This window comes from Paenibacillus praedii, from assembly GCF_049725345.1.
GTDB lineage: Bacteria > Bacillota > Bacilli > Paenibacillales > Paenibacillaceae > Pristimantibacillus.
This window is the reverse complement of the sequence record NZ_JBMWAM010000015.1, coordinates 96,960-105,904: the sequence shown is the minus strand read 5'-3', so window position 1 is coordinate 105,904 and position 8,945 is coordinate 96,960. Positions and strand designations below refer to the sequence as shown.

Genomic DNA, 8,945 nt, shown 5'->3' with positions numbered 1-8,945 from the left:
ACCATTGAATCTGGCGTAGATCACTCTTAACGGTCGCGAAGGCACGGGTAATCAGAGCAGCGTCCTTGTTGGGACCTGCACGATGACCAATGATTTCTCGATTAAACAGATTTACCAGCACACAAATGTAATGCTGTGAACGGCAGTGGTAAAATCCCCAATAACGGCACTTGAAAATTCCCCATAATCGGCAGACACTCTTCCTTATGGGGGAGAGAGATAATGATCAAGAATGGGGAGTTTTTCATGATCCAACATATGAAACAAAAAGGGATGAATAAGACCCAAATTGCCGAAGAACTTGGTCGTGATCGGAAGACCATCGGTAAGTGGCTTCAAGAAGAGGGACCAAAAGAGTATCAGCGCCAAACACATAAGCCTAGCATTCTTGCACCCTACCGGGACTATATACGTTCTCGAATGGAAGAAGGCTGCCTAAATGCAGCTGTGCTCTTCGATGAGATTAAAGTCAAAGGTTATCCAGGACAGATCCGGTTGCTGCGTACCTTCATGGAACCGCTTAGACCCGCAGTGCTTGCTAAAGCGACCGAACGTTATGAAACACCGCCCGGCAAGCAGGCGCAGGTCGATTGGGGACACTTCAAAGTCGAATGGAATGGCGAAACCAAGCGACTGTACGCTTTTGTCATGGTTCTCGGCCACTCTAGAATGATGTATCTGGAATATACGGAAGATGAGCGGCTAGATACTTTAATGGGTTGCCATGTCCGGGCAATGCAGTACTTCGGCGGGAGAACAGAGACGGTTCTCTATGACAACATGAAGACGGTCGTAACTGGTGCGGATGAACAGGGTCATCCCATATGGAATGAACGGTTTGCGCGCTTTGCCAACCATCACGGATTCCTGTTTAGGCTCTGTGCCCCTTATCGCCCACGCACCAAAGGTAAAGTGGAAAACGGCTCCGCATACACGGCACCACTCATGAAGTACCACAGCAGCGCTTGCTGCAGGAAGAACTGAAACCGTTCAATCTTGTTCCCTTCGATGAGGCGGAGCGGCATCCACGTAAAGTATCCAATGATGCGCTTATCTCTTACGCTGCCAACCGTTATTCGGTGCCCTGGCGGTATGTCGGTCAGACCGTGGAGTTGCAGGACGAACGTAACGGTCGTATCCGGATCTTTGCTCAAGATAAGTTCATTGCCGAACATGAAAAGTACACTGGGCATCATGAAGTCATCTTTGACCGGAAGCATACCGAAGGCATCCGCTCCGCAGCCGGCAAGCCTGCACAGTTGCCGATGCCGCGACTGGTGCAGCAGGCGCTACCTGACGTCGTCGTACGTGATCTGTCGGTCTATGAACAGTTTCTGGATGAGGCGGTGATCCAGTGATGGTGGTGACTGAACGCTTGCAAGAGGCTTTCGACCATCTAGGATGGAGTCGGATTCCCGAGATTTTGCATCAACATGCCGAAGAGGCAGCTACGAAGAACCGGACGTACTTAGAGTTTCTCGATGGGTTACTGCAAGAAGAACTATCCGCCAAGCACGACCGTTTTATTCGCATGAAAACGCGGATGGCTCACTTGCCCTACCACAAAACACTCGATCAGTACGAATTCGGCTTCCAACCGTCGGTCGAGGAACGACGCATCCGGGACCTAGCGACACTCCGCATTGTGGAGCATCAGGAGAATCTTGTCTTTCTAGGACCGCCCGGTGTGGGTAAAACACATTTGGCCGTTGCCCTTGCACTAGAAGCGATTAAACGAAGGTACACGGTGTATTTCACGACTGCACACGATTTGGTGCAAACCCTCCAGCAGGCGCATCAGAACAATACGATTACGCAGAAAATGAGGGCGTTAACCAAGCCAAACCTGTTGATCATCGACGAGATCGGTTACCGGAAGATGGATGAAACAGCTGCCCACTTTTTCTTTCAGATCATTGCTGAGCGCTACGAGTCTGGCTCCATCATACTCACCTCCAACAAGTCCTACGGCGCTTGGGGAGAGATTTTCGGTGATTCTGTATTAGCCACAGCGATTCTCGATCGCCTGCTTCACCACTCCACTACGATTAACATCAAGGGGGAGAGTTACAGGATTAAAGAGAAGAAAAAGGCAGGCTTCTTTCGACCTGATACCGAAGATGGGAAAACAGAATGAACCGATTTTCGCCGCCCCCTCGGGGCCTTTACATTGCACTTAATGGGGAAAATTCAAGTGTCGATTCTGGGTAATTTTCGTTTGCAGTTGACAAATCCATTGATCATTCAGAGATTCTTGAGCACTCTCCAGGACAAAGGCTTGGCGGATTCAACCATTAAACGAATATATAACATCGTCAATACGTCATTGAATGCAGCAGTCAAGCAGCAAATCATCAATCGTAACGCCGCTTCCCTAATCGATAAGCCAAGAGTTAAAAGGAAAGAAGTCGAAGTTTGGGATGTAAATGAAGTGCAAGCATTCTTGAATTATGCACGAACCTTTACTAGATACTACATTGCCTTTCATTTAGCTCTAACCACAGGGATGAGACAAGGCGAAATACTCGGTCTTCGTTGGATGGATGTCGATTTCGATAGGAATATGATATCCGTTAGACAAACGTTAAGCCATAATGGGAAAGAAATCATTCACGGAGCAAAGACAGCTACAAGTATACGTACAATATCTTTCGATTCACATACAGCCACTGTCCTTCAAAAGCACATGCGAACGGTTAGACGTGAAATGCTTGCGCTCGGAAAGCCATTTGATCGTGAGGATTTGGTTGTTTGTAACGGACTGGGTACGAAAGCTAATCCAAGAAACATCAATCGGATATGGTACAAGCTGCTGGAGAAAAGTGAATTGAAGAAAATCACTTTTCATGACCTTAGGCACACCCATGCCTCCCTGCTACTCAAGAACAATACGCATCCTAAAGTCGTGTCGGAAAGGTTGGGGCATAGTTCAATCAAGATTACAATCGATTTGTACTCCCATCTGTTCCCTAACATGCAAGAGGAAGCCGCTGCTGAGCTAGCAAAGATGCTTTTCTAATCTAAAACTATTCAGTCAGAATTGCTTGCTACCACGCTGCTACCACGGATACCCAAGGAGGGACTATGTTGACATGGCAATGGTTGATCACAACAAAAAAAGCCTTGCTGGACAAGGCTTTCGGCGATTAAGTTATGGTGATCTGAACAGGGTTCGAACCTGTGACCCCTACCCTGTCAAGATAGTGCTCTCCCAGCTGAGCTACCAGATCATATTAGCGACAATTAATAATATATCAGGATAAGAAAAGGAAGTCAACACTTTCCGAATAACTTTTCGTTCATTTTTCGCATCTCTAAGTACTCTTGTTTTAGCCTACATCGTTTCTGATTATTAAAAATAGGCCATACTGAGTAGATCTGAATTGCAACCTTCTATCTCTCCCTCTCGTCAAAATAAGTGCTGCAGCAAATAATCTATGAGGTGAGCATATGAAAAAACGACCGATACTTATTTTGACTCTGGTAGCAATGCTGTTCCTTACGCTTAGTCAATCTGTTTGGGCATTTAATGACATTAAAAGTGATCCCAATCAGCAAAAAATTGCCGAACTTAAGAAGCAAGGCATTCTAAAAGGAAGCTCAAAGAACGATAATTTCAAGCCGCATGGCAAGCTGACTTATGCGGAGGGCGTATCCTTAATTGTAAAAGGTCTTGACCTCAATATTAATCATATCCGCTTCATCAAGGAACCAAAAGCAAGCGACTCCTTCCCTCATTTGAAGGATAATGCTTGGTATTCGCAAGCGTTCATTATCGCGCACTTGAACGGTCTAGACATACCTGAATCAGTCAAAGCTAACGATGTCATGACACGCGAGCAATTTGCACATTACTTGTTCAAGGCCGTGCTAACTAAAGGCGACTACGCCTTTATTAAAATCTTCTTACTGCTTGAGGATGAGGCTGAAGTAAAAGGTGAATATATGGACAGCGTTCAAAAGCTGATCATAAGTAAAATTGTCATTTTGGATAGCTCGAACAAATTTTATCCGAAGCAAGCCATTACCCGCAGCGATGCTGCAGGCTGGTTGTACGACGCTATTTCCTTCGTAAAGGAGACTAAGCCTATCCCCGAACTGCAGGCGCATCTTGGCTTTGATTTGAAGCTTTCTGTCACACCCGTCAATGCTGATATCAATAAAGTAACAGTGAGCACGCAGGTACCGCATCCTGGCTACGGAATACGCATTGCCTCTATTGAATTCGAAGGCGATCAAGCCATTATTTATGTAGAGACGGTTATGCCTGACCCAGACAAAATGTATCCTCAGGTGATTACTGATGTTCAAGTATCCGCGTATGTAGACTCTGCCTTCAAGCCGGTGCTTCCGGAGTCCCCTGACTCGAGTAGAAGCTCTGCTGGCAGCGAAACAAATTCTACTGACAACGGCACTGCAGTCGAATAATGCAAGAAGGCTTCTCTGCTTGTCTGATGCAAATCAGACAGCTGAGAAGCCTTCTTTAGCTATACGACCGATGAAGGAATACGCCAATCGATAGGCTCAATTCCCATGCTCTCCAGATAGGTATTTGCCCTAGTAAATGGCTTGCTCCCAAAAAAACCTTTTCGCGCCGCAAATGGACTCGGATGGGGCGAAACAATAAGATGATGCTTACCTTTATCGATACTGGCTGCTTTCGCCTCGGCATGCTTACCCCATAGCATAAATACGACTGGCCGGTCGCGATGATTCAAAGCATCGATAATGGCATCAGTAAACCTCTCCCAGCCCATACGTTGATGCGAATTTGGCTTTCCCGCCTCAACCGTCAGCACCGTATTCAGCAGAAGCACACCTTGCCTCGCCCATGACTCTAGGCTTCCATGATCAGGAACGGGACAACCTGTATCCTCTACCAGCTCTTTATAAATATTTTTGAGCGATGGGGGCAGCTTTAGACCTGGACGGACGGAAAAGCTCAGCCCATGCGCTTGCTCAGGTCCATGATAAGGATCCTGCCCTAGTATAACAACCTTCGTTTGTTCATAAGGGGTATAGTGCAGCGCATTAAAAATATCGCTCTTATTCGGATAAACCGTCTCCGTCTTATATTTATGCTCAAGCAGCTCGAGCAGCTCGTACATATACGGTGCTGTCAGCTCGCTATTTAATATTTGTGACCAATCATTTTTCAACATGTCTTTCACGCGAATCGCCTCCTCACACATCAGCGTCTACCTAGCAGAATCAAACCAATTATAAAAGTTGTTATGAATGAATTGAGCGACCAGCATGTAAGCCGCCGACTCCTCCAGCACGAGCTCCTCTTTCCCTCTCATATGAAAATAAAGCCACATGGCAATCGTATCTGTGAATGGACCTGGGTCATATTCCGATCTTGCCATCAAGTCAGCAATTAAACCCATACAATCCTCGAGTGCAGCCTCGCCATTTGAATCGTATTCGTTTATTTTTATTTTAAAGTAAGTATACAGGACTGGATATTCCTTATTCCCTACAAGTGAACTGCTGAATAAAGCAGTAGAAATAGACGATACCATAATGGCCAGCTTCCATTTCTGCTCCTGCTCTGTGATGGTGTTATCCTGCTTGAATCTTTCCTTAAGATCCGCATATAAGCTATCCTTCAATGCATCAACCTGTGCAAACAATAATCTTGAGCTTTCTTTAAAGGATAACTCCTTTTGATTCGAAAACATTGCCTATTTCCCCTTTCGTTAAGCAGCTTTATTTTTCTTCTTTTTATTAAACCCTTTTTGCAGATAAATAACAAACATTGAAACCTGCTTGTGAGTTTGGTCATGTGAGGGTATGTTTATTTGGCTTGTATGAAGAAATCTTCAATGCCTTAAACAGCAGGAATAAATGAACTTACTGATTCAGATACTACTTTTAGATCAAATAAGAAGGAGAATATCATGAACAAACAACGAGCCATTGAAATATCCGAATCACCGATAATGGAAAATGTGACCTATCAAGGAACTCCCATTTATATTCAGCATGTTTATGATAATGACACAGCGAGAATATATCCGCTTGATCATTCAGAACAAGAAATGACTGTTTCTTTAGATAGTCTGATTGAGAATTAAACCGACTGAGTAAGGTTTGCTGGTTTAGGGGCTTTCATATCGAAAGGATTAATCGCGCTAAATAATGCAATAGCAGTCCATAAACACAGTCTAATACTTTATTTGCTCTGAACACTTTGTTCAATCGCATTACCAACGAAAAAACCTCCTTCGACCGCATCTGTTTTAACCAGATACTGCAAAGGAGGAATTGTACGTGTAACTTAACTTATAAAATGTCCAATGCAAGAAACCCGCGCAGCTATTAAGCTGCGTGGGTTTCTTGCATATAACCTAATATAAATCATTCTCAATTTGAACTATTGGCATGTTTTGATTTACCCCAAATAACTTTTGGCAATAGAAATCTGAGAACGATCAACTTTCGACTGGTGACATATATATTTCGTAATGGATCTAGTTACAATTTTTGGTCGTAGGGGGGGCCGGCGCGCTGCGCTAAAATGAAAACCGGGTTGGGAAAGGAGAAAACCTAAACCGAAAATGACAGATCATGAACCAAGTGATCGATACGCGATCACCGGCAGGATAGACCGAATCTCGATAAACGAAGCGGGACACGTGAAGGTAGCAGCGATAGATAGGAAGAGCTAAGTACACATCGGAAAGCGCATGAAGGAATTAAAACTTGATATACCCAAGAATCTGGTTATCAAGGTTCTTCATTTTATCTTCCTATTAGATGCTTGAATAACACTTAGAGATGTTACTTCATCACTTCCCCCCACCATCCCGTATACTTGGATTCCTCAACCCATTTGGCAGCCAGTTTCTCGATCATTAATTGGGAATCCATTTCTACATTTTGCATAGAAGCATAAAGGGTTTCAAATTCCTCGCGAGTAACCATTACTCGCCATAATGAATCCATAATAAACCTCCCCCTACTTACACCAACATTGATACCTTCGATTGGATACGGTGCTTCTCTGTCTTTTAAATAAAGCCAAACTTGCATGGCTGCATGAACATTAAAGGGTGTTCGTAAATCACTGTTTTCATTGTAGCCAGGGATTCTAGCCGTAATATCGAGTACGTTTGTCATGTTATAGCCCTTTTTCGCCGTTCCTAATGTATCAGGATCTTCATATTTTTCAAAATACTGAACAGTATTAACTCTCAAACGTTTCTTTAGTATCAGTTTAATATCATGAAAAAGATTGTCTTCAGACATCGTTGATCCAACAGGTGAGACGCGACTATCGTCATACCAATTGCAACCCTGATAAATAATAAAACCAATAATGAAGATCGTAAAAAACTGCGCTATCCTCTTTTTCACTTCAACCATCCTCACAATGGAAATCCCTGTATATATTTTATTATATACAGGGGAATTATTTAATTTAGAAAATATTTCAAGGGGAGTTCGTTTTAATGGTGGAAATAAGATCCGAAACATTTGTATGTTGGATTCCAGAACTATCAACCCAACTGTGATTTAAAAAATAAGCGGCGTGGCTAAAGTTCATAGTTATTGACTTACCTGGTGTTCCACTAAGGCCTCCAAGTGTCCATTTCCCGACTTTTGTTACTAAACGGGGAAATGGCGACAATTGAGGTCTGCTCATCCCAAATAAAATCTTGGTACTTCTTAACGGATTCTGCATTTGCTTTCTTGCTTGTTACCAACTGCATTTGGTTTGCTAGTTCTTCGTCTAGTTCGTTTAGGTGTTCGTTAATCAATTTTGAATATTCCTTTTCCGAAAGCTACTTGTTGGAACTGGATTGAATAGAACATGCCACCAGTGAGATACTTACTGCCATTGCAATAATGACAAACAAAAACGACTTTACGACTTTCAAAAAATCATCCCCCATACTTTGTAATTGAATCGATAATAACACGAATATAGTCTATAGGCTGACCATGAGCAAGAAAGCTCTGTATAGCCTTATCGGCGTCTAAGCATGTGCTTGCTTGCCTATGCAATTCATCTGCCTTGATGACAAGAAGCTCATAATGGGCGGCTATGTCTTATAGTCATGTTCTTTAATCATATGTGTTCCCGCACCGAAAACTTCTCTAGAATAGCGTTTCTAGCGGCTCATAGGTTCTCTATTTCCTTGCCAAGGGTTATTCGTCTGTCAGGAGATGCATTATGTATTACTGCTCCCATGCTCTAAAGCAAGCTTACAATGCTTTCTAACGATTCTTATAAGTTAGGAGGCTGTATCATCATCCTGCATAGCATAATAAATCAATTTATTCATGTTCCCCCTCATTTCCCACGAAGATTTCTTAATTTCTTATTTTGAGGAAGGATTCTATTAATAGGAGAAGCCATAGTATGTTGCTCTTTCATGTCACTATTCGTTAATCTGACATAACGTTTGGTCATAATCATATCTACGTGACCTAACATCATTTGAAGAGCAAAAGCATTACCTTTTCCACGCAGAAACATAATTGAAAAGGCATGGCGTAGTGCATACGAATGGAAGCGGGTGCCAAGCTTCTTACAGTACATCTCTATGCGGTCACCCCATGTATGCCTGTTAAGTGGTCTTCCTTCATTAGTACAGAATATCGGAGCTCTTTCCTTCCACTCATCTGGTCGAACCGACAATAACTCATCTATTGCCTTTGCTGTTTGCGGCATCATGTGTAGGGTACGAGACGTTCTTGTTTTAGCTTTATCCGCATCTACAATCAGTTCACATGCTCGATTATTATAATCAGATTCCATAAGGCTGAAAGCTTCTTTCGGACGAATACCACTGTCCAAGAAAACAAGCAAAAGCGCATAGTCACGTAAACCTGCATATGTGCTCTGGTCAGGTAATTATAATAAATCGACTAGCACTTTTTCATCAATTTGAACTACTCTTCCTTCATCTTTACGTTTTTTAAACCCTGCCAGT

9 protein-coding genes, 1 tRNA gene and 1 pseudogene are annotated in these 8,945 nt (G+C 43.2%); 6 read left to right on the top strand and 5 right to left on the bottom strand.

Going from position 1 to position 8,945, the window contains the following annotated elements:
* Window positions 1–222: 222 nt before the first annotated feature.
* Genes istA through ACO9K6_RS14870 form a run of 4 tightly spaced genes read left to right on the top strand, consistent with a single transcriptional unit; the run spans window position 223 to window position 3,019 of the window.
* Window positions 223–984, top strand: a complete 762-nt coding sequence (gene istA, locus ACO9K6_RS14885) for an IS21 family transposase (RefSeq protein WP_424768343.1) — start codon at window positions 223–225, stop codon at window positions 982–984.
* Window positions 966–1,358, top strand: coding sequence for a Mu transposase domain-containing protein (locus ACO9K6_RS14880; protein WP_424768342.1), 393 nt, complete (start codon window positions 966–968; stop codon window positions 1,356–1,358). The genes istA and ACO9K6_RS14880 overlap by 19 nt, the downstream gene beginning before the upstream one ends.
* Complete coding sequence (istB, locus tag ACO9K6_RS14875) at window positions 1,358–2,137, top strand: IS21-like element helper ATPase IstB (RefSeq protein WP_424768351.1); 780 nt, start codon at window positions 1,358–1,360, stop codon at window positions 2,135–2,137. Before ACO9K6_RS14880 ends, istB begins: the two co-directional genes overlap by 1 nt.
* Window positions 2,138–2,194: 57 nt before the next feature.
* The gene (locus ACO9K6_RS14870) at window positions 2,195–3,019 is read left to right on the top strand and encodes a tyrosine-type recombinase/integrase (protein WP_424768341.1); all 825 of its coding nucleotides are present in this window, start codon (window positions 2,195–2,197) and stop codon (window positions 3,017–3,019) included.
* Between the two features lie 135 nt (window positions 3,020–3,154).
* On the opposite strand, the gene ACO9K6_RS14865 is transcribed toward ACO9K6_RS14870, so the two are convergent.
* A tRNA-Val gene (locus ACO9K6_RS14865) sits at window positions 3,155–3,230 on the bottom strand.
* A gap of 220 nt (window positions 3,231–3,450) precedes the next feature.
* Between ACO9K6_RS14865 and ACO9K6_RS14860 the strand changes: the two genes are divergently transcribed.
* Entirely contained in the window at window positions 3,451–4,428 is a 978-nt protein-coding gene (locus ACO9K6_RS14860; protein ID WP_424768340.1) for a protease complex subunit PrcB family protein, read from the top strand.
* Window positions 4,429–4,487: 59 nt separating this feature from the next.
* Here the strand turns inward: ACO9K6_RS14860 and ACO9K6_RS14855 are convergent, their stop codons facing one another.
* Both ACO9K6_RS14855 and ACO9K6_RS14850 read right to left on the bottom strand, forming a co-directional pair.
* Window positions 4,488–5,171 carry a uracil-DNA glycosylase gene (locus ACO9K6_RS14855; RefSeq protein WP_424768339.1) on the bottom strand — a complete coding sequence of 228 codons (684 nt, stop codon included), beginning with the start codon at window positions 5,169–5,171 and terminating at the stop codon, window positions 4,488–4,490.
* A 27-nt stretch (window positions 5,172–5,198) separates the two neighbouring features.
* Window positions 5,199–5,684, bottom strand: coding sequence for a hypothetical protein (locus ACO9K6_RS14850; protein ID WP_424768338.1), 486 nt, complete (start codon window positions 5,682–5,684; stop codon window positions 5,199–5,201).
* 219 nt (window positions 5,685–5,903) lie between these two features.
* Between ACO9K6_RS14850 and ACO9K6_RS14845 the strand changes: the two genes are divergently transcribed.
* Complete coding sequence (locus ACO9K6_RS14845) at window positions 5,904–6,080, top strand: H-type small acid-soluble spore protein (RefSeq protein WP_424768337.1); 177 nt, start codon at window positions 5,904–5,906, stop codon at window positions 6,078–6,080.
* 706 nt (window positions 6,081–6,786) lie between these two features.
* Here ACO9K6_RS14845 and ACO9K6_RS14840 read toward each other — a convergent pair.
* Together ACO9K6_RS14840 and ACO9K6_RS14835 are read right to left on the bottom strand one after the other, a co-directional pair.
* Complete coding sequence (locus ACO9K6_RS14840) at window positions 6,787–7,362, bottom strand: hypothetical protein (protein WP_424768336.1); 576 nt, start codon at window positions 7,360–7,362, stop codon at window positions 6,787–6,789.
* A gap of 940 nt (window positions 7,363–8,302) precedes the next feature.
* A pseudogene (locus ACO9K6_RS14835) lies at window positions 8,303–8,833 on the bottom strand (site-specific integrase); the annotation flags it as partial.
* Between the last annotated feature and the right edge of the window lie 112 nt (window positions 8,834–8,945).